The sequence below is a fragment of the Mycobacterium sp. E802 genome (genome assembly GCF_001666875.1).
Lineage (GTDB): Bacteria > Actinomycetota > Actinomycetes > Mycobacteriales > Mycobacteriaceae > Mycobacterium.
In genome coordinates this window covers 1-21,046 of sequence record NZ_LZJD01000144.1, presented here as the reverse complement: position 1 = coordinate 21,046, position 21,046 = coordinate 1, and the positions used below count along the sequence as shown (strand labels likewise).

Genomic DNA, 21,046 nt, shown 5'->3' with positions numbered 1-21,046 from the left:
TTTACCAGAGCAACTGCTCTGTTAACGTGACGAGGTGCCCCGACCCCGCCGCTATGACCCGGATGCGGTTCTCGACGCTGCCGAAAGCCTCGTTGCCCAGGCCGGCCCCGCGGCTGTCACGATCCGCGCCATCAGCGAGGCGGTCGGATTGTCCAATGGCGCGCTGTATCACTCCTTCGGCTCCCGCGTCGGCCTGCTGGGGCAAGCGTGGTTGCGCGCGGGGCGTCGATTCCTGGCGTTGCAACGCGAGTTGGTCGACGCCGCTCGACCCGGTACCGACGCGATCGCAGCGGCGGCCGATGCGCCGGTGATCTTCGCTGAGCGCCACCCAGCCTCGGCGAGGCTCCTCCTGCAGATCCGCCGCGAACAGCTCCTCGGTCCCGACGTACCCGAGGACCTCGCCGATCAATTGCGTGCGCTGGAAACCCAATTGGTCGAGTTGATGATCGGACTTGCGACGTCTGCCTGGAACCGGCGCGACCGCGCGGCCGTCGACACCGTGACGACGTGCATCGTCGACCTGCCGACGGCAATCCTGTTGCACCGCAATCGCCTTGCCGATCCGACTGCCCGCCACCATCTCAGTGCGGCCGTGACGGCCGTCCTGGCCACCGGCCCTGCCCCTATCCCGCAGACGAAAGGAAACTCATGACCGCGACCCTCGACTACGACGGCGACATCGCCGTGCTGGATCTCGGCGACGACGAGAACCGGTTCTCCCCCGAATTCCTCGAAGAGGTCCACGCCCACTTGGACACCGTGCTGGCCAAGGGCGCGCACGGCCTGGTGACCACCGCCGACAGCAAGTTCTATTCCAACGGACTGGATCTGGATTGGCTCGGCGCCCACAGCGATCAGGGCGCCTGGTACGTCGGCCGGGTGCAGGGCCTGTTGGCGCGCGTGCTGACCCTGCCGATTCCCACGGCGGCCGCGGTGGTCGGCCATGCCTTCGGTGCCGGCGCCATGCTCGCCATGGCCCACGATTTCCGGGTGATGCGTGCCGACCGCGGGTTCTTCTGCTTCCCCGAGGTGGACATCCGGATCCCGTTCACCCCGGGAATGGCCGCGCTGATCCAGGCCAAGCTCACACCGCAGGCGGCCGTCGCCTCGATGACCACCGGCCGCCGGTTCGGAGGTACCGACGCTCACGCCCACGGTCTGGTCGACGACACTGCGCCCGAAGGATCCGTCACCGCCGCGGCCACCGAACTGCTGCGGCCCTTGGGAGGCAAGGACTCCGGCACCCTCGGCGCGATCAAGCTGGTCATGTTCGGCACCGCAGCACAGGCCCTCACCGCCGCCGAGCCGGAGGCGGCCGGCTAGACCGGAATCGTCGTACCGGTCTCGTGTTCGGCGAATTCGACCACGCGAGCTGCGGTCTCGTAATCACACGCCACGGCCGAGCGCCCGATCAGGACCGGCCCGCCCCGCAGCCCGAACCTGCCCTCGACGCCGACGTAGCTGCCGGGCGGGATCGGTTCGCTCAGACAGTAGAGCGTCGGTGCCGCTCCGGCGTCGAGGTCGTTGCCGAACACGTCGGCCACCGCCTTGACGCCGCGTTGCACCACGCTCATCAACGGCTTGTCGGAGACGTTGGGCAGGTTGGAGGACACCCACCCCGGATGCGTAAGGCGGGTCTCGACAGGCGATTTCGCGGCCCGCAACCGGCGGTCGAGCTCCAGCCCCCACAGCATCACCGCCAGCTTGGAGGCGGCGTAGGCGCCCATCACCGACCACTTGCTGTGACGAAGGTGCAGATCGTCGAGGTGGAGGGTCGCCGATTTGTGGGCGTCGGAACCGACGTTGACGATCTGCGTCCGGATCCGGTCGAACAGCAGATTCGTCAACGCGAACGGCCCCAACAGGTTTGTCCCGATGGTCATCTCGAAGCCGTCGACGGTATCGGCGCGGTGCTGGCTGAGTGCCCCGGCGTTGTTGACCAGGACGTCGACGTCACCGTCCAGCTTCCCCGGAAACGCGCGCACCGAGGTCAAGTCGGCCAGGTCGAGTTGGATCACCTCGGTCGAACCGCCGATCTCGGCGGCGCGCAGCGCTCCCAGCTCGGTGTTGCGGACCGCGAGGATGACGTGCGCACCGGCGCGCGTCAACGCCCTCGCGGTGCCGAGCCCGACGCCGTTGGTGGCGCCGGTCACCATAATCCGCTTGCCGGTCAGATCACCGAGGCGGGCAGGAGTCCATGGGCGTGCGCCCGGCCGGGATATCAGTTGCCCCAGCCGCGTTGGCCGTCCCAGCCACCACAGATGCCGTTGATGCAACCGTGACCCCAACCGCCCTGGGCGGGATTCCAGCCACCACAGCCCTGCCAGCCGGGGCCGCTGTCGCAGCCACCACCGCCGCCGGCGTCACCGCTGCCGCTGGGCTGAGCACTGATCGTGGTGGTCGAGGCAGGCGCATCGGTGAGAAGTGCGGCTGTCGGTCCTGCGGCAATCGCCGCTGCGGCTCCCGCTACGAACACTGGCCCCATGAGTTTTCGTATGGTTAGCATGACTCCATACTCCTACGCTGTGAGCCTCCTGCCAAGTGATGTGATCAAGCCCGCGTGTAGCGCAGCATCGTCACACCCGCTCCGGCAAACGCTTCCGGATGGTCACAGAACACCGGTTTGACCCGCATCCCGACGCTGAGTTCGTCCGGCTCGATGTCGACCATCTCGGTGGAGAACCGCGGCCCCTCATCCCATTCCACGATCGCCAGCATTTGCGGAACCGCGTCGGCGAAGTGCGGACCGACCGGGCGTCGGGCCACGGTGAAGGAGTACAGGGTGCCCATCCCGGAGATCTCCCGCCACTCCAGGTCGTCGGCCAAGGTTCGCGGGGCGAGTACCCGCGGATAGAACACGTAGGCCTGCGTCGACGGCGAGTACTGGATCACGATGCGGTGCTCGGCGAGCGCATCCCAGAACGGCGTGCTGGTAGGGGTTTTCACCGGCAGCGGCCGGGTGAATCCGTTCATCGGTATCAATCGCCTTCCAGGATCAGCGTGGTTTGCTCGGACAGGATGCCGCCATTGCCGGAGACGAACGCGCGATCACAGTGGCCTACCTGAGCCGCGCCGGCCCGTCCCATGATCTGACGGGTGGCGTCGCACACGTGGTGCATGCCGCCAGCCAATCCGGCCTGGCCGAAACCGAGTTGGCCGCCTGCGGTGTTGAGCGGGAAGTCCCCCCGGAAGGTCAGGTCGTGATCGGAGACGAACGACATGCCCTTGCCCTTCTCGCAGAACCCGGCGTCCTCCAGGCTGAGCAGGACCGTGATGGTGTAGCAGTCGTAGATCGATACCATGTCCATCTGCGACCTCGTGAGCCCGGACATCCCGAATGCGGTGTCGGCCGCCTTGCGGATCGGGGTGTCCAGGAGGTTCTCGGCGTACGTGGGGGTCTTGAACGGTACATGCTCACCAAAACCCTTGACCCACACCGGCCGGTTCCGTGTCCGGGCGGCAACATCGGCGGCGGCCACCACGACCGCGGCCCCACCGACGCACGGCATCACGATCTCAAGCATGTGCAGCGGATCGGCGATCACCGGACTGGCCAGCACGTCCTCGATGCTCAGCGGGGTGTCTTTCCAGATCGCGCCGTCGGTGTGGTTGGCGTTCACGCGCTGGTCCACCACGATCTTGGCCATCGCCCGCTCGTCATAGCCGTACTCGTAGGCGTAGCGCTGCGCCACCTGACCGTACGGGCCGTTCTGTCCCAGGTTGCCGTAGGGGATCTCGAATTCGGCCTGCGGAGAGCCGAATTGGTTGCTGGACGAGCCGAAGAACACCGCGTCGGTCAACGGCTTCGGTTTCAGCTCGGAAGACGGCGTGATGTAGCGCGCCGGCAGTGCGCACAGCACCACGTCGCACAGGCCGAGTTCGATCGCGGCGGCGGCCCGCCACACCATGCCCGCGGCGCTGGCCCCACCCAGGTCCACCAACTCGGCGAAATTCGCTCGGACACCCAGGTACTCGGCCACGGTGGACGGCACGAAGATCTCGGATTCGCCGAGATGCGAGGTGACGATGCCGTCGACCTGCTCAGCCGACAGACCAGCATCCTCCAGCGCAGCCGCCGCCAGCAATGCCCACTGTTCCAACGTAAACGGGGCCGGGCCGGATGCCGCGGCCTTGTTCAGCTTCTCCGGCGGCAGCTCGACGTAGCCGACGATCGCGGCCTCACCACGCAAACCCATGTGGGTACCTCACTTTCGGGGCAGACCCAGAATCATCTGGGCGATGATGTTGAGTTGGATCTCGGTGGTACCGCCGCCGATCAGCTCGGCCGGAAGGTCCAGGTAGGGCGAAACGACCGCGGGGCTGCTGTCCTGTTCCAGCGCGAGCGGCCCGGTGAGGCCGAGGGTGAGTTCGGCGGCCCGGCGCAGCATCACGTTGGTGGCAACCTTGGCGATGCTCGACGCCGGCCCCGGTGGCTGACCGTCGAGCAGCCGTAGAGTCTCGCGCACACCCAAAGCCTTGAGCGCGTTCGTGTAGGCGTCGATCTCGCCGATGGCGTGCCGGATGGGGTCGGGATCGGGGCTCGTGCCCACTAGCTCGCGCAGCGCGCCCATCCGGTCGATGTTGACGTAACCGCTGATCGCCACCCGCTCGTGCGCCATGGTGCTGATCGCCAACTGCCAGCCCGACCCCGGGTCGCCGAGCAGCATCTCGTCGGGCACGAACACGTCGGTGAGGAACACCTCGTTGAACTCGGCCCGCCCACTGGATTGGGTGATCGGACGGAATTCCACGCCGGGCGAACGCATGTCGAGGATGAAGTAGCCGATGCCTCGGTGCTTGGCGGCATCCGGGTCGGTACGGGCCAGCAGTGCGCCGAAATCGGCCCGATGCGCCAGCGACGTCCAGATCTTGTGTCCGTTGATCCGCCAGCCACCCTCGACCCGCTCGGCCCTGGTGCTCAGCGATGCCAGGTCGGACCCGGCGCCGGGTTCGCTGAACAGTTGGCACCACGCCAGCTCGCCACGCAGCGTGGCAGGCACGAAACGTTGTTGCAGTTCGGCCGATCCGGCGGCAATGACACTCGGCAGGATCCACTCGGCGATGCCCACCGACGGCCGGACCAACTCGGCGCGCCGCGCGAACTCCTCGGCCACGATCAGCTGTTGGCGCACACCGGCGTCAAGACCCCACGGCGCGGGCCAGTGCGGGGCGATCAACCCCGAGTCGGCCAACAGTGTGCGCCGCGGCCCTACAGTGAACTCGGGATAGTCGCCCTGCCGTCCGAAACCGTTGTCGCTCAGTCCACGTGCATGATCCAGGACCTCGGCGACCCGGGCCCGGAAGTCCGCGTCAGAGTCGCCGAGGTTCACGGTCACGTCGCGGCTCGCGGTGCCCGACAGCTCGCCGAGTGCCCGGGTCCACCGTGACAACGGACCGATCGAGGCGGCCAGACTTGTGGCCCGCCGCCAGTACAAGTGCAGATCGTGCTCCCAGGTGAAGCCGATGGCGCCCAGCATGGTGAGCGCCTCGAGAACCAGGCCCGGAACCGGCATCACGGCCATCACCGCGGCCGAGCAGGCAGTGAGCCGGTGCTGGTCAGCGTCGTCAGATCCGCTCAGCGCCCGCACCGCGTCCCAGGCCGCTGCCGTGGCCAGGGCGCTGTTCACCAGCAGCATCGCCGCCTTGTGCTGCAGCGCCTGGAATGTGCCGATCGGTTTGCCGAATTGTTCACGGGTACGCAGGTGTTCGGTCACGGTGTGCACACACCATTGCGTGATGCCCGCGGCCACCGACGCGGTGAGCGCGACGGTCACCGCCGTGACCCGATCGGCGTCCACCCCGGTCAGCACTGCCGCTGAGGCCACCGCATGGGCCTGAAGGTGCAGGATGCCCAGATCCGTCGTCAGGTCCGTTCCGCGACGCGATTCCACCTGGGCGGCGTCCGGTTCCAGCATGGCCCACCGCAGACCGCCCGTGTCATCGGTGAAGGGCACCACCACGCGCTGCGCCGAGCAGATCCCCAAGACCAGACCGGACGACCCGGTGAGCCGCCAGCCTTCTCCGTCAGGCCGGCCCCGGATGTCGGACCACTGGTCGGACACCACAACCGCCGGTGTCCCCGCGGCGATCTCCTTGAGCAACGTCTCGGCCGCGGTACCCTGCCGGGCGTCCAGGACGGCCCCGGCGGTCGCCGTGGTGAGCAGCGGCCCGGGCAATAGGGCCGCACCGGCGGCCTCCAACACGCAGGCCATGTCTTCCAGCCCACCGCCTTGTCCACCGACGGCCTCCGGCACGTGCACGGCATGAAAACCGCTGTCCACCAAGGCACTCCACCACGCCGGCAGGGCGCCTTTCGCCAGGTCGCCGAGTGTGGCCCGGGTGGCATCGATCGGGGCGTGGCGGGCCGCGAACCGTGTGACGGCCTCACCCAGTTGCTGTTGCTCGGGTGTGAGGGCAATTGATACGTGGCTCATGCGCGCCGCCTCGATGCGTACTGGCCGGAGGCGAAGAACCGTGCGCCTTCGGCGATGGATTCCGCCACAGGCCGCGGTTGCCAACCGAGTTCACGTACCGCTTTGCCGTGATCCATCGGCGACATGATGTGCATCAGTCGTACGGTCAACGGGCTGAGCTGATTCTCTTTCTTACTCAGCCGGGCCAACGGGTCGACCACCGCGCCGGCGGCGGCCAGCAGGCGAATCGGCAACCCACGCCGGGGCGGCTCGACACCGACTGCGGCACAGGCAGTTTGATAGATCTCCTGGGCCGTCAGGAAACGCTCGGAGACGATGTAGCGCTCACCGACCCGGCCTTTCTCGCCGGCCAGGATCAGTGCCTCCGCGGCGTCGGCGATACCGACCGTCTCGGCCGCCGCGCCCTTGACATAGAACGGCATCTTTCCGCGTACTGCGGCGGCGACCAGACGACCGTGCGGGGTCGGCAACCAATCACCCGGGCCGTAGGTGTTGGACACGCACATGGCCACCGCGGGCAGGTCGTGTTGGCGGGCGTACCGCAGCACCATCTGTTCGGCCAGCACCCTGGTGTGGACGTAGTCGCCGCCCACGTCGAGCCAGTTGTTCGGTAGTTCTTCGGTGGCACAGCCGGATTCGGCCACCCCGATCGTCGCGATCGAGCTGGTGAAGACGAACTTGCGCAGCCCCGCTTCGACCGCGACGTCGAGAACCTCTTGCAGCCCTTCGACATTGGTGCGCCACAGCGGAGCAGTGTCGGAAAGCCAGGCTCTCGCGTCGACAACGCAGTAGTACACCACGTCGCAGTCGTCCATCGCGGCGCGCACGGACTCGGGGTCGAAGATGTCGCCATACATCCGCTCCACGTCGAGATCGTCGATCCCACGAGTGGAGCTGGTGCTGCGGATGAGCACTCGAACGTCCTCACCGTGTTCGACGAGCCGACGGGCGACATGTGAACCGAGGAACCCGCTGGCCCCGATGACCAGTTTCTTTGTTGCCATGCGCCCTTGCGTTCGTCGTCCATGTCGTTTACGAGACGCTCCGTCTCGTCTTGTGGGAGACTACGGCCGGTAGCTTTCCCTGTAAAGATCCGGACCGACGAGGACATGCCGATGACGCGCTCTGCGAACGAGGTTGCGCCACCACGGCGGCGCAGCGAGAAGTCGCGGGTGGCGATCATCGACGCCACCCGTGCGTTGCTGCTGGAGCGGGGTTTCGACGGGTTGAGCATCGAAGCCGTCGCGGCGCGAGCCGGGGTCGGCAAGCAAACCATCTACCGCTGGTGGCCGAGCCGGCCCGCCCTGGTGGCCGACGTCCTGTTGGAGGACGCCGACAAGATCCTGGCCACCATGCCGCACACCGACGACGTCACCGCCGACCTGGTGTCCTGGGCCGGCACGCTGGCCGCGGCGCTGACCACCAAACGCGGCAACGCCATGCTGCGCATCCTCACCGCGGCATCGTTGGAGCACGAGGACACCGCGGCCCGGCTACGGGCGGGTTTCAGCCGACCACTGCTCGATTCCGTGCGCACCCGACTGCGGGCTGAACACATCGATGCCGATCTCGCGTCGGCAGCGGCCGACGCCCTGCTCGGCGGCGTGGTCTATCCCGTCCTGTCCGAGGGACGCAACTACTCGCGGCAGCGTGCCGAGACCATGGCCCGCGCCATCGTCGTGAGCCTGCAGTCCGGCGACTGAGACGGCTCAGGCCGGCGGCTGGGCCCCCGGTGCCCGCACCACCATCGGCACGGCCGGGAAATACGTCGCCATCTCCGAACGGCACTTACGCAGGGCCGCCGTACCGTACCCGCGCTTGCGGAACTCCGGCCGGATCCAGATCCGGACGTTGACCTCACCGTGAGTCAGCTCGCCGAACACCATGCCGACCTTCTCGTCGCCCTCCAGCGCGACGAACCAGGCGGCTTCCTCGGCGTACACCCGGTCCAGCGCCGCCTTAATCTCGTCGTCCACGTCGGCCGCGGGAGCCCCGCTACCGTCGCCGGACGATTTCACGTCGGCGGTCCTGGCCTCGAAGATGTCGCGGTCGTCGGGGGCGCGGAACGCCCGCAGCTCTAACGACTCGCCCGAGGCGGCCGGCCGCTCGGCGACGGTGAAGCTCAGCTGGCTGTTCAAGTCGTCGAGCTCGGCGGCGATGCCGCGTCGGGAATCCTTGGTGATCTGGGCGAACGACAACCCCACCACGGCCTCGGCCGCCAAATGTGAGGTGCCGAGCAGGTCGGCAACTGCGTTGACGGCGGCCGGGCGATCGTCGGCTTCAACGATCACGTCGAGGACCTCGTGCCGTCGGTTGAGGGCGTTGAGCAGAGCGTCGGCGATTTCGCGCCGGGCCGCGGCTTTATCGTGATCGGTCATACCCGCGAGCGTAGATCAGCAACGGGAGGTGCGTGCGATCCTGGCCACCGCGACGTCCACGACCAGGAAGCCCAGCAAGCTCAGGCCCAACAGCGGCAGGGCCCATCCGACGATGGCCGCGACCACCACGAGGACGACGATTCCCCAGACCGGCAGCCGACGGATCGCCCCACGCAGCGGTGGCCGACCGACCGCCCAGTCCGAACCGCGGGTGGGCCTGCGTTGCCACCACATCCGGTAACCGCGGACGATCACCGTGATCAGACCGATCATGGTCAGCGCCAACACGATTTGGTTGGCCACGCCGAACAGCAGGCCCATGTGGGCCTCGATGGTCCACTCGGTGAGCTTGGCCAACAGTGGCCACTGCGCGAAGTTCACCCGGTCGGTAACCGCACCGGAATGCGGGTCGACGGCGATCTCGTCGTACCGGGTGGGCCAATCCCGTTTGCGTTCGGCGACTTTCCAGCCCTGGCCCGCCTCGGAAGGCGGGTACATCCACATCGGCCCACGCAGGCCGGCCTGCTCGGCGGCCTGTAGGACCGTATCGGCACCGTGCAGATCCGCCGCGCCACCGTGGTGACCGTGATGCGGTGTCGTGCCTGTGGCCAGCCCGGTGTCGACTGCGGGCGCGGTGGTGTTCAACTGCGCCTGAATGGCGTTGACCGTCTCCCCCGCGTGACGGGACCAAGTAATTCCCGAGACCGACAACGCCAGCAGGACCGCCACGATCCACACCCCGACCGCACCGTGCCAGGACAGCGTGCGGCGCCGCCCCGAGGCAGCCCGGTCCGGCACCAGCAGGTTGCGTACCGTGCGGTTGTCGCGGCGCCGCATGACCCACAAGGCCAGCCCGGCCAACGCGATCACCCACATCCAGCTCGCGGCCAGCTCGGAGTAGTTGCGGCCGAACGCACCCAGATGCAGGTTGCGGTGCAACTCGTCGAACCAGGCCCGCACCGGCATCCACTGCCCGTAGGTGGTCAGCGCGCCTTTCACCTCACCCGTATAGGGGTCGACGAACACGGTGCGGGAGTAGTCCGGCGGGACGTCCTTGAGTGCCGGGTCCAGCACGAGCCGGATCTGGGTGGTCTCGTCGGGCTCGGCGGGCGGCCGGATGCTCTCGACCGTGCCTTCGGGGTGAGCGTGCCGGGCCGCGGCGAGCTGGTCGGCCAACGACAGGCGCTGGGTGCCGACATGCTCGACCGTGAGCTCGTGGCGGTGGACGAAGGTGTCGATCTGTGGGATCAGCGCATAGAGCAGCCCGGTGACCGCTGCGATCAGGATGAACGGTCCGACGAACACGCCGGCATAGAAGTGCAACCGCACCAGCAGGGGTCGGAGGGAATGGGTGGTGACGGGCGGAGGTGATTCTTCGCGCAGTTGACCGTCGGGTGTGGTGGTCATGAAAAGCCTTCGAGTGAAAGGAATGTGAGAAGCGCACGCGCGCAAGCGAAACAGCCGTCGGGTCGACGGATCAGATGAAGATGTAAGCCATCAGGCCATGCCGGATGCCGACGGCGGTGCCCGCATTCCCAGACCGGTGCGCAACAGAACTGGTCGCGCCACAACCACTTTCGAGCGCCATCGGGGCTGCCGCGCGGAAGCACGGATTCGGGTGATCACAAAGATGCGCAGCCAGCACAGCACCGATGCGCAGATCACGTAGAGGTACTCGGCCGCACCGATCAGCAGACCGAGGGCCACCGCGGCGCCGACGTGCATACCCACCATCGGCGCGGTGAACAGCGAGCCGCCGTGGTGGTGGCCGCCGGCCATGGCCAGCGCGAGGTGGCCGAGTAACTGGCCGGCGCCGAGCCCGGCGATCAACAGACCGCTGCGGGCGGTGCGGGTTTGCGGGCTCAGCCCGCCGACGGCCGCTCCGAGTGCCGCGCACAGCAGCAACAGCACGATCAGCGGGCTACTTGCCGGCGGCGGGCCTCCGGCGGCGGTGTGGGCGACCGTCGCGGTGAGCGCCGAACACGCACCGACAAGGCCGCCACGCCACCGCGCGGCCTGCTCGACGGGCGTGCTCACCTGCGGGACTTTACCGGCAGGCCAGGGGGCGGCCCGCGGACCGCGGGTTATTCAACCTTGACTTATATAAGTAGCAGCTTTTACTCTAATTCCGTGCACGCCTTCGACATCCTCGGCGATCCGGTGCGCAGGCGAATCCTGGAGCTCATCGAGGCCGGTGAGATGTCATCCGGCGCCATCACCGAGGTCGTCCGCGCCGAATTCGAGATCAGCCAGCCTGCGGTGTCACAACACCTGAAGGTGCTGCGCGACAACGGTTTCGCCAGCGTCCGAGCCGAAGGCACGCGTCGGCTGTACCGCGTCGACACGGCGCCGTTGCGTGAGGTCGACCAGTGGCTGGAGCGGTTCCGCCGCAATTGGACACCGCACCTGGATGCCCTGGCGACCGAGATCGCACGCGGCAAACGAGAACGAAGGAAATCCACGAACCAGGAGGGTTCCTCATGATCGACGTCCAGCACCAACTCAACGCCGTGCGCCGCAGTGTGGGCCGCAAAACGTTCGAGGCCCGCGAAGCCCGCGTCGTGAGCGTCAGCCAGACCTACGACACCGACGCTGCCGACCTGTGGGATGCCTGCACCAGCATCGAACGGATCCCGCGCTGGTTCCTGCCCATCACCGGCGACCTGCAGGTTGACGGGCATTTTCAGCTCGAAGGCAATGCCTCCGGCGAGGTGCTGACCTGTGATCCCCCGCGCTCGTTCACCACGACGTGGGAGGCCATGGGCGCCACCAGCTGGGTCGAGGTCACGATCACAGCCGAATCCGAGGATCGGGCCACCTTCACCCTCGACCACATCATGCACGTGGCCGACGACGACGAGTTCTGGTTGCAGTTCGGGCCGGGAGCGGTCGGAGTCGGTTGGGATTCCGGTCTTCTCGGCCTCGCCGGCTACCTAAGCGGTGGCGACCGCATCACGCCGGAGGAGGGCGCGGCCTGGGCAGCCACCGAGGAGGGCCGCGGCTTCATGACGGCGGCGAGCGAGCTCTGGTACCAGGCCGATCTGGCAGCCGGCGAGGATCCAACGCAGGCCCGCGCTGCGGCAGATCGCACCGCCGCGGCCTACACCGCCACCTGAGCCGGGCCGTACCCTGTCGTTGTGCCTGACCTCCACCCGAACCTGACCGTGCTGGCCCCCTTGCTCGGTACCTGGGCCGGTGCCGGAGCGGGCGAGTATCCGACGATCGAGTCGTTCGAGTACTTCGAGGAGATCACCTTCGGTCACGTCGGCAAACCGTTCCTCACTTACAGCCAGCGCACCAAGGCCCGCGACGACGGTCGTCCACTGCACGCCGAGACCGGATACCTGCGGGCGCCCGAACCGGGTCGCGTCGAATGGGTGCTCGCCCACCCCACCGGCATCACCGAAATCCAGGAAGGCACCGTGCGCGTCGACGACGGACGCATCGACATGGAGCTGGCCGCGACCACCATCGGCCTGACTGCGTCAGCCAAAAACGTTGTGGCGCTGACCCGTTCGGTACACGTCGTCGGCGACCAGCTGACATATGACCTGCAGATGGGCGCGGTCGGCCTGCCGCTACAACACCACCTTTCCGCCACGCTGACCAGGAAAACCACATGAGCCAACCAGCCCCGACCGGCAAGATCGCCCTGCCCTCCGACCTGGACTCCGTCACCGACATCGGCGACGAGGACCATTCGGAGATCGATCCGAAGGCCGTCGAGCGGATCTGGGAGTCGGTTCGGTACTGGTACGGCGCAGGCATGCACCCGGCCATCCAGGTGTGCCTGCGGCGCAATGGAAAAGTGATCCTCAACCGCGCGATCGGCCACGGCTGGGGCAATGGCCCCGACGACGCGCCGGATGCCGAGAAGATCCCCGTCACCACCGAGACCCCGTTCTGCGTGTACTCGGCAGCCAAGGCCATCAGCACCACCGTCGTGCACATGCTCGTCGAGCAGGGGCACTTCTCCCTCGACGACCGGGTCTGCGACTACCTGCCCAGCTACACCAGCCACGGCAAGGACCGCACCACCATCCGGCACGTCATCACCCACAGTGCCGGGGTGCCGATTCACACCGGGCCGCGTCCCGACGTCACCCGCGTCGACGACAGCGAGTACACCCGCGATCAGCTGGCCCTGCTCAAACCCGTGTACCGGCCAGGGCTGGTGCACATCTATCACGGACTCACCTGGGGTCCGCTGGTCCGTGAAATCGTCTCGGCGGCCACCGGCCGCAACATCCGCGACATCCTGGCCACCGAGATCCTCGAGCCGCTGGGATTCCGGTGGACCAATTACGGCGTCAAGCCCGACGAGGTCCCTCTGGTGGCACCCAGCCACGTCACCGGCAAGCCGCTGCCGGCACCGATCGCCGCGGCGTTCCGGGCCGCGGTCGGTGGGACGCTGGACCGCATCATCCCGCTCAGCAACACCCCGCTGTTCCTCACCAGTGTCATCCCGTCGTCGACAACTGTCTCCAACGCCGACGAACTGTCCCGGTTCGCCGAAATCCTGCGCCGGGGCGGGGAACTCGACGGGGTCCGGATCATGAAGCCGGAGACGCTGCGGGCCGCCATCACACCGTGCCGGCGGATGCGCCCGGACGTGGCGACCGGGCTCAAACCGATGCGTTGGGGCACCGGATACATGCTGGGCGGCAAGCGGTTCGGTCCGTTCGGACGCAACACTCCGTCGGCGTTCGGACACACCGGACTCGTCGACATCGCGGTGTGGGCCGACCCGCAGCGCAGCCTCTCGGCAGCCGTCGTCAGCAGCGGCAAGCCCGGCGCGCACCGCGAGGCGAATCGCTATCCCGCAGTGCTGGACCGGATCGCGGCCGAGATCCCGGTCGGCTAGGAGGCCCCGTGCGTGACGATCTCGCCGAACTGCTGCGCCGGCGGGCGCTGACGCAGGACATGGGCCGGCCCGACGCGGTGGCCCGGCGCCACGCCGCCGGCGGCCGCTCCGCGCGGGAGAACATCGCCGACCTGGTCGACGACGGATCGTTCGTCGAGTACGGGCGCTTCGCCATCGCGGCGCAACGGCAGCGTCGCAGCCTCGACGACCTCATCGAACGCACCCCGGCGGACGGCATGATCGCCGGCACCGCCCGGATCGACGGTGTGGCCTGTGCCGTCCTGTCCTACGACTACACCGTGCTGGCCGGCACCCAGGGCGCCTTGGGCCATCGGAAGAAGGACCGGCTGTTCGAGATCATCGAGCGGATGAAGCTTCCGACGGTGTTCTTCGCCGAAGGGGGCGGCGGCCGCCCCGGGGACACCGACTATCCGACGGTGTCCTCCCTGGAGGTCCGGGCCTTCGCGTTGTGGGCGGGTCTGTCCGGCGTCGTGCCGCGGATCGCAGTGGTCAAGGGTCGGTGTTTTGCGGGCAACGCGGTGATCGCCGGGGCGTCGGACCTGATCGTGGCGACCGCGGACACCTCGATCGGGATGGGCGGTCCGGCGATGATCGCTGGCGGCGGACTCGGTGACGTCGCCCCCGATGACGTCGGCCCGATCTCGGTACAGGCGCCCAACGGCGTCGTCGACGTGGTGGTGGCCGACGAGGCCGAGGCGGTCGCGACCACCAAGAAGCTGCTCAGTTACTTCACCGGCCCCGCAGCACCCGGGCCGGCCGTCGACCAAACCGCCCTGCGCACAATGGTTCCCGAACGCGCGCGACGCGCGTATCCGGTTGCCCCGATCATCGAGGCGCTGGCCGATGCGGACTCGGTCACCTTCCTGCGGGAGAAGTTCGCGCCGGAGATGGTGACGGCGCTGGCGCGTATCGACGGCAGGCCGGTCGGCGTTCTGGCCAACAACACGATGGTGATGGCCGGGGCGATCACGGCGGCCGCGTCCGACAAGGCGGCGCGGTTCCTGCAGCTGTGCAACGCGTTCGGGCTGCCGGTGGTGTCGCTGGTGGACTGCCCGGGCTACATGGTCGGCCCGGCGGCCGAGAGCGAGGCCCTGGTGCGACGCGGGTCCCGGTTGTTGGTGGCCGGTGCTGCGCTGACGGTGCCGCTGCTCGCGGTGATCCTGCGGCGTGGCTATGGCCTGGGTGCGCAGGCGATGTGCGGAGGCAGCCTCCACGAACCGTTGCTGACGGTGGCATGGCCGGGTGCTCACCTCGGTCCGATGGGCTTGGAAGGTGCCGTGCGGCTGGGTATGCGCAAGGAATTGGAAGCCATTGCCGATCCCGACGAGCGCGAGCAGGCCGTCCGCGCGGCGACTGCGGCGGCCGAGGAGAATGCGCGGGCGCTCAACTCTGCGTCGATGTTCGAACTCGACGACGTTGTCGATCCCGCGGAAACCCGAGGGCTGATTGCTGCCACGTTGTCCGCGGCCGCTCAGCACGAACGGCCGGCACCCCGTCCGCGGTTCATCGACACCTGGTGACCACGCTTTCGCTGCACCGGCGGGATCAGCATCTGGCGATCAAGCACCGGCGCTTCGAGTTAGCTGGCGGGATACCTGGATAACGATTTGGTTACCACGCCCGTGGCGCAATATCACGATCAATTAAGAATGCGGGTCGGTCTCTGAGACTATTCAAGATCATTGTTTGCAATTTGCCGGAATTGAGGCGCAATTCACCTGCATATGGCGTAACGAAACCACTCCCGTCACATCGGTTTCAATCGGCCGATGTTTTGCTCGTCGGCATTGCGGTTACTTTCGTTTTCGGGCGGGGATCACCGCGATCACCAATCGCGACCCATCACAAATGCCAAAGGAAATGAACATGAAATTCACCGGTATCACTGCGCGTCGTGGCATTGTCGGCACTTGTGCCGCGGGCCTGCTCGGCGGTGTCGCGGCGGCAATGATCGGCGCGCCGACGGCAGCGGCCGCACCTGACTGCAGCGCCAGCGGCGTGGCCGGCACGGTCAGCAGCACCACCGGCGCGGCACGCGCATATCTCGACAGCCACCCGGGCGCCAACCAGGCGGTCACCACCGCGTTCAGCCAGCCGCGTCCGCAGGCCGCGGCGACGCTGCGCGGTTACTTCACCGCCAACCCGCAGGAGTACAACGACCTGCGCGGAATCCTGGCGCCCATCGGGGAAACCCAGCGCGCGTGCAATGTGACCGCGCTGTCGCCGGAACTGTCCTCGGCTTATAACGAGTTCATGGCCGGCTGATCACGTCGTCCCCGGCCCGTCGCTGCGACTGAAGGTCGTGGCGACGGGCCGCTGGCATTCAGCGGACTGATTACCGTGGACCCAGGTCAACACGTCGAGGAGGACGGATGGCGAACCGGTGGCAGATTCGGACAGGCAAGAAGGTGGCCGGACGGGCGGCAACCCGCGTCCGTAAGCGCACTCCGTCGCCGCTGGAACCGGAATGGACGCCGGGACCGGCCCGCTACGGCGTCGGGATCCACCACAATGTCGCAGTCCGCACCTCTGACGGCACCGTGCTCCGCGTCGACATCCACTACCCGACGATCCCGGAGACCGGCGCCCCGGCACCGGGCCCCTTTCCGGTCCTGCTGTCCATCACCCCCTACGGGAAGAAAGCACCACCGCCGGCCGCGCAGATCGGTGGCGGGGCGACGCCCTATCTGATCCGACGCGGCTACATCGAGGTGATGGCCGATGTGCGCGGCACCGGTGCGTCCGGCGGATCGTTCGAGATGCTGGGCGCCGTGCAGGTCCAAGATGGGGTCGACCTGGTGAACTGGGCTGCGCGCCTGCCGAATTCGAATGGGCGCGTCGGGATGTTCGGCATCTCGTACCTGGCGGCCAACCAGTTGCTCACCGCTGCGGCAGTCGGCCCCGATTCGCCGTTGAAGGCGATCTTCCCGGTGATGGCCGCCAATGATTTCTACCGCGACGTGGTCACCATGGGCGGTGTGCCGCACATGCGCACGGTGCGTGCCTATGGTGCGGTCTATTCGTTGCTCAACGTCGTCAACCCGGTCCTGGAGTTCGCCAAGCGCGGCTCTCACGAGCGTCCCCGGGTCGGCGGTCTGGCCGCGGTCCGTCAGCGCGGGCGGGACCAGCGCCAGTATTTCCGCACGATGATCGCCGACGCGGCCGCCGGCGGCGACACCGCTTTCGACGGTCCGTTCTGGGACTCCATGCGGGCCTCGGATGTGCTGCCCGAGATCGCGCGCAACCAGGTCGCCGTCTTCCTGGTCGGAGGCTGGCACGACGCTTTCCAGCGCGGCGCCCCGCTGAACTATGTTGCGCTGCAGAACGCCTACGCGGGGCGACCGTCGCACGTCCCGATGCAGCCGGGCCAGCCGCTGTCGGAGCGGGTGCAGTTGATCATGGGCCCCTGGTATCACGTGTCGGATCTGGACGGCCTGCATCTCCACGCGCTGCAGTTGCGGTGGTTCGACCGATGGCTCAAGGACGACGCCTCCGCCGCGGTGACCGGTCCGCCGATCCGCTTCCAGGCGATCGGCAGCGCGGACTGGTTCCGGGCCCAGGACTATCCGTTTCCCGAAACCACGCCGACGCGGCTCTTTCTGGCCGACGGTGGCCACCTCCGCACCGAGCCGGCGACCGAGCAGACCGAGGCCACCCTGCGTTATACGGTGCGCGGCCCGATCTCCGGTCGCAGCCTGGAACAGTGGAGCCTGGGGATGGGCAGCTTCATGGCCTCCCAGACCGGTCGCCGGATCAGTTACGACCTGGACAACCGGCGGCTGCAGCGAGAAGCACTCACCTACACCACAAGTGAGTTCACCGACGCCAAACTCATCGCCGGCCCGGTCACGTTGACCATTCACGCGACGGCCGACACCACCGAGACGCTGTGGGTGGCCCACCTCGATGACGTCGCACCCGACGGAGCCAGCCGGCCCCTGACGCAGGGGGCGCTGCTGGGTTCCCATCGCGCGTTGGATCCGGAGACGACGTGGTATGTGCCCGACGGTTCCGATGGTTCCGGCGGCCAGGTGCTGCGGCCACATCACATCAGCACTCGCGATGCCGCACAGCCCGTGGTGCCCGGTGAGCTGACCCGCTATGACGTCGAAATCTTTCCTACCGCAGCGCTCATCGCGCCGGGGCATCGGCTGCGGTTGACGCTCACCACCTACGACTTTCCCCATCTGGTGCCCACGCGTCCGGCCCGCGCGGCCCTCGCCGGTGGCACGTACACCCTTCATCAGGGCGGGGTGTCACCATCGAGCCTGCTCATCCCGGTGGCCGACCCGGCGGCGTTCAGCCCGGACGAATCGCGCGGCTTCGGAACCGAATCACCTTGATAACGGAGGGGTTACGCCGGGCGCGGCCCTGATGTCGAGTGTGCGGGCGTTGTTAGCGTGCCGGTGTGAGACTGAGATTGTTCGGTCGGATGGCGCGCCGCGCGGCGGCGGTGGTGACGGCGGGGACGGTGATTGCCGGGCTCGGGATCGTCGGGATCACCGGGTCGACACCGACCGCAGCGGCGTATTCCCGCGATGGCCTGCCCGTGGAACGGCTACAAGTGCCGTCGGCTTCGATGGGCCGTGACATCACGGTGCAGTTCCAGGGCGGCGGACCGCATGCGCTGTACCTGCTCGACGGCTTGCGCGCACAGGATGACGCCAGCGGCTGGGACATCAACACCGCGGCGTTCGAGTGGTTCTACCAGTCCGGTATCTCCGTGGTCATGCCGGTGGGCGGGCAGTCCAGCTTCTACACCGACTGGTACCGGCCCGCAGCCGGCAGTGCCGGCACCACCACGTACAAGTGGGAGACCTTCCTCACCCAGGAGCTGCCGGCCTATCTGGCCACCAAGCGCGACGTGGCACCGACCGGCAACGCCGTGGTCGGATTGTCGATGTCCGGGGGCGCGGCGCTGAACCTGGCGATCTGGCATCCCTCCCAGTTCATCTTCGCCGGGGCGTTGTCCGGCTTCCTGAACCCCTCACAAGGCTTGTGGCCCACGATGATCGGCTTTGCCATGAAGGACGCCGGAGGCTACAACGCCACCGACATGTGGGGCACCTCCAACGATCCCGCCTGGCGACGCAATGACCCGATGGTCAACGTCAACCGCTTGGTGGCCAATAACACCGCGATCTGGGTGTACTGCGGCAACGGCGTGCCCTCCGAACTCGACGGGCCAGGCGGCAACTTCGGCACGTTGTACAGCGCGCAGTTCCTGGAGAACATCACGATCAACACCAACAAGGAGTTCCAGCAGAAGTATGTGGCCGCGGGCGGTCGCAACGCGGTGTTCAATTTCCCCCCGAACGGAACACACAACTGGAACTACTGGGGTTCGCAGCTGCAGCAGATGAAGCCCGATCTCCTGCGGGTGCTCAACCAGAACGCGGCTGCGGCTGCTGCCGCGGCGAATCCCGCGCCGGCCGCGCCTGCGGTACCGGGAGCTGCGGGGGTGCCTGGCGCGCCGATTGTTCCGGGAGCTGCCGGGGTACCGGTTCCGACGGCCGGTTTGCCGGTCGCTCCCCTGCCGGCTGCGCGAGTGCCTGCCGCGACGGTGCCTGCCGCGACGGTGCCTGCCGCACGGGTGCCCGCCGCCACGGTCCCCGCGGCAATCCCGGCGGCGGCGAACGCACCTGCTGCGCTGGCGCCTGGTCTGAGCCTGCCGCCGGTAACCCAGCCTGTCGCGGCACCGCGATAATTCCACGGAGCAGGCAACTTTCGCGCAGGTGCGGTGCCCGCGGCGATATGGCCAAGACCACAATCATCGAGCGGCTTGGCTGAATTGCCTTAGAAGGGTGGGGCGTCGCCGCCTTCGGTGTTGAGTCGGCGTTCGGCGTTGATGCGTTGGATGCGCGTTTGTTCACGAGTACGAGCGCGCGTGGGCATCTTCATATCGCGCTGGGCCGGTGGTGTGGGCCCACGCCCCGTCTGTGGCGGCGGTGGCGGTGGTGGTGGCGGTGGTGTTTGAGTGTTCCACTGCGGGAACAGGATCTGGCTGAACGGAGTGGTGCGGTAAATCTGTCCGGTGGGCCCAGTCCAGGTATGGCTGCCGTCGGGATGTTGCACGTCAGTCCAGCCACCGTCTGCGGCCGGGAAGGTCTTGAGCAGGTGGTGGGTCCGGCATTTCGGTCCGAGATTGCCCGGATGGGTGGGCCCCTGCGGCCAGGCCACACAGTGGTCCAGATCGCAATTCTGCGCGGACACACCGCAGCCGGGAAACATACACCGCATGTCACGCAACCGCACAAACGCCGCCAGCTTCGCCGAAGGCCGGTAATGATCCTCCGCATCCAACACCGCAGCATCGGCCAGCGGTGCGACCTTGGCGCCGGTGGCGATCAACTCCGCCAACAACGGCGCCGGCACAATCCCACCACCGAGGATCACCGCGGGGCTACCGGCAACCGCCGGGGTGTCATCGGCAACGAAGTTCGTCGAGTCGCCATGCAATCGAGCATCCCGCGGCGTCTGCGCCACCACCTTCTCGACCGGCTGGGCAGGCCGGACGGTGTCGTGGACGGGCTCAGCAGGCACGGCGGCCTCGGCATCGACCTCGCCCGGAGTATCGCCGACGTCGCTCGCCTGGCCGTCGCTGTCCTGCGGTGCGGGCACGTGTTGGGGCAGCTGATCGGTGAGCAGGTGGACCACCACACTGCTCGAGCGTGGATCAACCCCGGCGGCCGGGCACTGCGGGCTGCCACACTGGCAGGTCAACCGCTCGGCCCCGACCGCCAACGCCCCCAACGCATCAGCGCGACGCTGCGCCATGGTCCGCGGATCGGCCTCACACACACCCCGGGCCATCTCGGTCAACACCTTCTTCAACAAGGCCGCATCGGTGGCCAACAACCGGCCCCAGATCGACACGGTCCCGTTCGGGTCATCGACATCACCGAAGTTGACATCACGACTACGCGCTCCGGTACGGCCACGACGCACCGCGGCCGGCTCGAACTTTTCCACCCACACAGCGATGGCCTGCTCGGCCTTGTCCACCGACAACGCACCGTAACTGTGGGCAGTACCGGCCAACGCGGCATCGACCAACTCCAACGCCCCGGGATCGATGATGTTCTGGGTGTGCCAGGTGATCGCCGCGATCACCTTCGCCGAAACCTCACCACGGGCGAACTCCGCCGCCACCTTCGGCAACCGCTCCCGCAGCGCCTCGGCGATACGCATCTGCGCCGAGGCCTGACGCCGACCCAGATTGCACGCCGCGCTCACCGCCGCGGCCGCCAGTTCCCACCCGTCAATCGCCGCATGCGCCGACACCTCATCCTCGTCGTCGCAATGACGGGCCACGACCTCCCCGATCAGCGCCAACCGCTCAGCCGCGG

At 67.7% G+C, this 21,046-nt stretch carries 21 protein-coding genes; 11 read left to right on the top strand and 10 right to left on the bottom strand.

Annotation, left to right across the window (positions count from 1 at the left end; genetic code table 11):
• The first annotated feature begins 34 nt into the window (after window positions 1-34).
• Both A5699_RS20850 and A5699_RS20845 read left to right on the top strand, forming a co-directional pair.
• Entirely contained in the window at window positions 35-652 is a 618-nt protein-coding gene (locus tag A5699_RS20850) for a TetR/AcrR family transcriptional regulator (RefSeq protein WP_067773271.1), read from the top strand.
• A complete protein-coding gene (locus A5699_RS20845; RefSeq protein ID WP_067773269.1) occupies window positions 649-1,323 on the top strand; it encodes an enoyl-CoA hydratase-related protein in 675 nt (224 codons plus the stop codon). The genes A5699_RS20850 and A5699_RS20845 overlap by 4 nt, the downstream gene beginning before the upstream one ends.
• Here A5699_RS20845 and A5699_RS20840 read toward each other — a convergent pair.
• From A5699_RS20840 to A5699_RS20820, 6 genes are all read right to left on the bottom strand, one after another.
• On the bottom strand, window positions 1,320-2,156 hold the full coding sequence (locus tag A5699_RS20840) for an SDR family NAD(P)-dependent oxidoreductase (protein WP_067773266.1): 837 nt from the start codon (window positions 2,154-2,156) through the stop codon (window positions 1,320-1,322). The two genes, A5699_RS20845 and A5699_RS20840, sit on opposite strands and share 4 nt — an antisense overlap.
• A 65-nt stretch (window positions 2,157-2,221) precedes the next feature.
• A complete protein-coding gene (locus tag A5699_RS28730) occupies window positions 2,222-2,506 on the bottom strand; it encodes a hypothetical protein (protein ID WP_076240706.1) in 285 nt (94 codons plus the stop codon).
• 44 nt (window positions 2,507-2,550) lie between these two features.
• A complete protein-coding gene (locus A5699_RS20835; RefSeq protein ID WP_067773256.1) occupies window positions 2,551-2,973 on the bottom strand; it encodes a Zn-ribbon domain-containing OB-fold protein in 423 nt (140 codons plus the stop codon).
• Window positions 2,974-2,978: 5 nt separating this feature from the next.
• Window positions 2,979-4,196, bottom strand: coding sequence for a thiolase family protein (locus A5699_RS20830; RefSeq protein ID WP_067773253.1), 1,218 nt, complete (start codon window positions 4,194-4,196; stop codon window positions 2,979-2,981).
• Between the two features lie 9 nt (window positions 4,197-4,205).
• Window positions 4,206-6,434 carry an acyl-CoA dehydrogenase gene (locus A5699_RS20825; RefSeq protein WP_067773251.1) on the bottom strand — a complete coding sequence of 743 codons (2,229 nt, stop codon included), beginning with the start codon at window positions 6,432-6,434 and terminating at the stop codon, window positions 4,206-4,208.
• Window positions 6,431-7,438, bottom strand: a complete 1,008-nt coding sequence (locus A5699_RS20820; RefSeq protein WP_067773248.1) for an NAD-dependent epimerase/dehydratase family protein — start codon at window positions 7,436-7,438, stop codon at window positions 6,431-6,433. The genes A5699_RS20825 and A5699_RS20820 overlap by 4 nt, the downstream gene beginning before the upstream one ends.
• A 111-nt stretch (window positions 7,439-7,549) precedes the next feature.
• Between A5699_RS20820 and A5699_RS20815 the strand changes: the two genes are divergently transcribed.
• Window positions 7,550-8,137: a TetR/AcrR family transcriptional regulator gene (locus tag A5699_RS20815; protein WP_082957811.1), complete on the top strand. Its 588-nt coding sequence runs from the start codon at window positions 7,550-7,552 to the stop codon at window positions 8,135-8,137.
• Between the two features lie 6 nt (window positions 8,138-8,143).
• On the opposite strand, the gene A5699_RS20810 is transcribed toward A5699_RS20815, so the two are convergent.
• From A5699_RS20810 to A5699_RS20800, 3 genes are all read right to left on the bottom strand, one after another.
• Window positions 8,144-8,812 (bottom strand): GNAT family N-acetyltransferase, encoded by a 669-nt coding sequence (locus A5699_RS20810; protein WP_067773231.1) that lies wholly within the window; start codon window positions 8,810-8,812, stop codon window positions 8,144-8,146.
• A gap of 15 nt (window positions 8,813-8,827) precedes the next feature.
• Window positions 8,828-10,219 carry a PepSY domain-containing protein gene (locus tag A5699_RS20805; RefSeq protein WP_067773229.1) on the bottom strand — a complete coding sequence of 464 codons (1,392 nt, stop codon included), beginning with the start codon at window positions 10,217-10,219 and terminating at the stop codon, window positions 8,828-8,830.
• A 90-nt stretch (window positions 10,220-10,309) separates the two neighbouring features.
• Complete coding sequence (locus A5699_RS20800) at window positions 10,310-10,849, bottom strand: hypothetical protein (RefSeq protein WP_067773226.1); 540 nt, start codon at window positions 10,847-10,849, stop codon at window positions 10,310-10,312.
• 93 nt (window positions 10,850-10,942) lie between these two features.
• Here A5699_RS20800 and A5699_RS20795 point away from each other — a divergent pair, with 93 nt between their 5' ends.
• The 8 genes from A5699_RS20795 (at window position 10,943) to A5699_RS20760 (ending at window position 19,404) form a co-directional block, all read left to right on the top strand.
• Window positions 10,943-11,296 (top strand): helix-turn-helix transcriptional regulator, encoded by a 354-nt coding sequence (locus tag A5699_RS20795; protein ID WP_067773224.1) that lies wholly within the window; start codon window positions 10,943-10,945, stop codon window positions 11,294-11,296.
• Window positions 11,293-11,928 (top strand): SRPBCC family protein, encoded by a 636-nt coding sequence (locus A5699_RS20790; protein ID WP_067773216.1) that lies wholly within the window; start codon window positions 11,293-11,295, stop codon window positions 11,926-11,928. The genes A5699_RS20795 and A5699_RS20790 overlap by 4 nt, the downstream gene beginning before the upstream one ends.
• A 21-nt stretch (window positions 11,929-11,949) precedes the next feature.
• Window positions 11,950-12,435 carry a peroxynitrite isomerase gene (locus tag A5699_RS20785; RefSeq protein WP_067773213.1) on the top strand — a complete coding sequence of 162 codons (486 nt, stop codon included), beginning with the start codon at window positions 11,950-11,952 and terminating at the stop codon, window positions 12,433-12,435.
• On the top strand, window positions 12,432-13,676 hold the full coding sequence (lipE, locus tag A5699_RS20780) for a lipase LipE (RefSeq protein WP_067773211.1): 1,245 nt from the start codon (window positions 12,432-12,434) through the stop codon (window positions 13,674-13,676). The genes A5699_RS20785 and lipE overlap by 4 nt, the downstream gene beginning before the upstream one ends.
• A 59-nt stretch (window positions 13,677-13,735) precedes the next feature.
• Complete coding sequence (locus A5699_RS20775; RefSeq protein ID WP_231965785.1) at window positions 13,736-15,217, top strand: acyl-CoA carboxylase subunit beta; 1,482 nt, start codon at window positions 13,736-13,738, stop codon at window positions 15,215-15,217.
• Between the two features lie 346 nt (window positions 15,218-15,563).
• Window positions 15,564-15,962 carry a heme-binding protein gene (locus tag A5699_RS20770; protein WP_067773295.1) on the top strand — a complete coding sequence of 133 codons (399 nt, stop codon included), beginning with the start codon at window positions 15,564-15,566 and terminating at the stop codon, window positions 15,960-15,962.
• A 107-nt stretch (window positions 15,963-16,069) separates the two neighbouring features.
• Complete coding sequence (locus A5699_RS20765; RefSeq protein WP_082957810.1) at window positions 16,070-18,040, top strand: CocE/NonD family hydrolase; 1,971 nt, start codon at window positions 16,070-16,072, stop codon at window positions 18,038-18,040.
• A gap of 89 nt (window positions 18,041-18,129) precedes the next feature.
• A complete protein-coding gene (locus tag A5699_RS20760; protein ID WP_067773209.1) occupies window positions 18,130-19,404 on the top strand; it encodes an esterase family protein in 1,275 nt (424 codons plus the stop codon).
• Between the two features lie 89 nt (window positions 19,405-19,493).
• Here A5699_RS20760 and A5699_RS20755 read toward each other — a convergent pair.
• The coding region (locus tag A5699_RS20755) for an HNH endonuclease signature motif containing protein (RefSeq protein ID WP_067773206.1) at window positions 19,494-21,046 on the bottom strand (1,553 nt) is incomplete at its 5' end.

What these genes read in the sequence shown, in the direction of transcription:
- A5699_RS20845 (WP_067773269.1), top strand. Translation starts at nt 649, where the DNA reads ATGACCGCGACCCTCGACTACGACGGCGACATCGCCGTGCTGGATCTC.
- A5699_RS20840 (WP_067773266.1), bottom strand. Translation starts at nt 2,156, where the DNA reads ATGGTGACCGGCGCCACCAACGGCGTCGGGCTCGGCACCGCGAGGGCG.
- A5699_RS28730 (WP_076240706.1), bottom strand. Translation starts at nt 2,506, where the DNA reads ATGCTAACCATACGAAAACTCATGGGGCCAGTGTTCGTAGCGGGAGCC.
- A5699_RS20835 (WP_067773256.1), bottom strand. Translation starts at nt 2,973, where the DNA reads ATGAACGGATTCACCCGGCCGCTGCCGGTGAAAACCCCTACCAGCACG.
- A5699_RS20830 (WP_067773253.1), bottom strand. Translation starts at nt 4,196, where the DNA reads ATGGGTTTGCGTGGTGAGGCCGCGATCGTCGGCTACGTCGAGCTGCCG.
- A5699_RS20825 (WP_067773251.1), bottom strand. Translation starts at nt 6,434, where the DNA reads ATGAGCCACGTATCAATTGCCCTCACACCCGAGCAACAGCAACTGGGT.
- A5699_RS20820 (WP_067773248.1), bottom strand. Translation starts at nt 7,438, where the DNA reads ATGGCAACAAAGAAACTGGTCATCGGGGCCAGCGGGTTCCTCGGTTCA.
- A5699_RS20815 (WP_082957811.1), top strand. Translation starts at nt 7,550, where the DNA reads ATGACGCGCTCTGCGAACGAGGTTGCGCCACCACGGCGGCGCAGCGAG.
- A5699_RS20810 (WP_067773231.1), bottom strand. Translation starts at nt 8,812, where the DNA reads ATGACCGATCACGATAAAGCCGCGGCCCGGCGCGAAATCGCCGACGCT.
- A5699_RS20805 (WP_067773229.1), bottom strand. Translation starts at nt 10,219, where the DNA reads ATGACCACCACACCCGACGGTCAACTGCGCGAAGAATCACCTCCGCCC.
- A5699_RS20790 (WP_067773216.1), top strand. Translation starts at nt 11,293, where the DNA reads ATGATCGACGTCCAGCACCAACTCAACGCCGTGCGCCGCAGTGTGGGC.
- lipE (WP_067773211.1), top strand. Translation starts at nt 12,432, where the DNA reads ATGAGCCAACCAGCCCCGACCGGCAAGATCGCCCTGCCCTCCGACCTG.
- A5699_RS20775 (WP_231965785.1), top strand. Translation starts at nt 13,736, where the DNA reads ATGGGCCGGCCCGACGCGGTGGCCCGGCGCCACGCCGCCGGCGGCCGC.
- A5699_RS20770 (WP_067773295.1), top strand. Translation starts at nt 15,564, where the DNA reads ATGAAATTCACCGGTATCACTGCGCGTCGTGGCATTGTCGGCACTTGT.
- A5699_RS20765 (WP_082957810.1), top strand. Translation starts at nt 16,070, where the DNA reads ATGGCGAACCGGTGGCAGATTCGGACAGGCAAGAAGGTGGCCGGACGG.
- A5699_RS20760 (WP_067773209.1), top strand. Translation starts at nt 18,130, where the DNA reads ATGGCGCGCCGCGCGGCGGCGGTGGTGACGGCGGGGACGGTGATTGCC.